The 1,815-nt window shown below is 53.5% G+C and carries 1 protein-coding gene; it reads left to right on the top strand.

Annotated elements, in window-relative coordinates:
• Positions 1 to 398: 398 nt before the first annotated feature.
• Positions 399 to 1,643 (top strand): IS110 family RNA-guided transposase, encoded by a 1,245-nt coding sequence (locus KQI79_RS27215; protein ID WP_216541458.1) that lies wholly within the window; start codon positions 399 to 401, stop codon positions 1,641 to 1,643.
• Positions 1,644 to 1,815 lie beyond the last annotated feature (172 nt).

Here is a 1,815-nt window from a genome sequence, read left to right as displayed (position 1 = left end):
CCTCGTATAGTATCTTTTGAAAGCTCTTATAGGTTAGTTTCCATCCCCTGAGGGGGATGGAAAACGGCCTCGAAATTTCCAGGCTCGTTCTTTGAAAATTTCATCTGGGACTGGACTTTCCGGCATGTCTCCGGACAATGGAACTTAGGGTCCATTCGGGGAAATTCTTCTCGGCTCCTGTAGCGCGTCTACATTCTAAGTCTGTTTCTCCGGTACTCGCTTGAACTTCTTACCCGCTGGCTGTTCCCTTCGGCAACCCATGCCCGATGTTAGCAGCGTCGGGGCAGCTCATGGCCCGAAGCGTGTCCTCATATGCGAGGGTGACTGATCTGCGAGTGCGCCGGAGGCATCCCGGAGAGTCTATTCCCTGAATCCCTTACAGAAAGGAGGAAATCCACTTGAAGCTATTTGTCGGTATTGACGTCAGTTCGCAAGAACTGGAAGCGTGTTTGATGAACCCGGATGGCGAGACGCTTGAGACGCTGAAAGTAAAGAACGATTTGCACGGCGCTTCCCACTTGCGCGATCGTATCGTTGCCGCGGCGGACAAGCACTCGTTTTCCGAGATCCACATTGGGCTCGAGGCCACCTCGGTCTACAGTTGGCATCCCGCGATGTACATGCATGCGGATCCGGCGCTGAAAGAGCGCAAGGCTAAGGTGTTCACGATCAATCCGAAACTGGTGAGCAAATTCCGGGAAGCGTATCCCGACCTCGATAAAACCGATCGCCTTGACGCCTGGATTATTGCGGACCGCTTGCGCTTCGGCAGGTTGACAACGACCATCGTCATGCAGGAGCAGTACGTCGCGCTTCAAAGGCTGACCCGAATGCGATTCCATATGGTTCACAGCCTGACGCGCGAGAAGCAGTACTTCCTGCAGAACCTGTTCTACAAATGCAACGCCTTTACGTCCGAAGTCGAAAGCTCTGTGTTCGGTCATGCCATCATGGAGATGCTCTCGGAGAAGTACAGTCTGGATGATATTGCAACGATGGATGTCGCGGACTTAGCCGACTATCTCAGAGACAAGGGAAAGAATCGCTTTCCCGATCCCGAGAATGTCGCCCGCTGCATCCAGAAGGCTGCCAGAGCATCGTACCGGCTCTCCAAGGTCGTCGAGGATTCCATCGACCTGGTGCTGGGAACATCCATACAATCGATCCGAAGCATTCAGGCCCAGCTTAAGGACCTGGACAAGGCCATAGAGCGGATTCTCGAAGGTATTCCCGGCTCGAAGTGCCTTCGCTCCATCCCGGGCATTGACAAGGTGTACGCCGCCGGCATTCTCGCAGAACTCGGCGACATTGAGCGCTTTGATGACCAAGCCGCTGTGGCTAAGTACGCCGGCCTCACGTGGCGCAGGCACCAGTCCGGACCGTTCGAGGCCGAAGACACCAAACGGATCAAATCCGGCAACCGATTCCTTCGCTATTACCTGGTTGAAGCTGCCAACTCGGTGAAAAACCGCGATCCGGAATTCGGTGAGTATTACCGGAAGAAGTACGGCGAAGTACCCAAGCACCAACACAAACGCGCCCTCGTCTTAACGGCAAGAAAACTTGTGCGTCTGGTCGATGTGCTGCTACGCAACGACCAACTCTACACGCCTCGAAGGAAGGTGACGACTGCGAAGGATTAACGCCTCCTTTGCCAAAGTCCTTCACGGATTCCCAGTAAAAATCTGGTAAATGACTTGATTTTCGGGCTGGGTTTAGTTTGGTGCTGTCATTTTCCCTGACTCCCTTGCTTTACGGCCAAGAAAATTTCCAATTCTCAAGAATCAGGGACTTGACATCTTACCGCTGGACTTA

Source organism: Paenibacillus sp. MSJ-34, from assembly GCF_018918005.1.
GTDB lineage: Bacteria > Bacillota > Bacilli > Paenibacillales > Paenibacillaceae > MSJ-34.
Note: the sequence above shows the minus strand (reverse complement) of the source record. Positions and strands in the feature narration are given on the sequence as shown.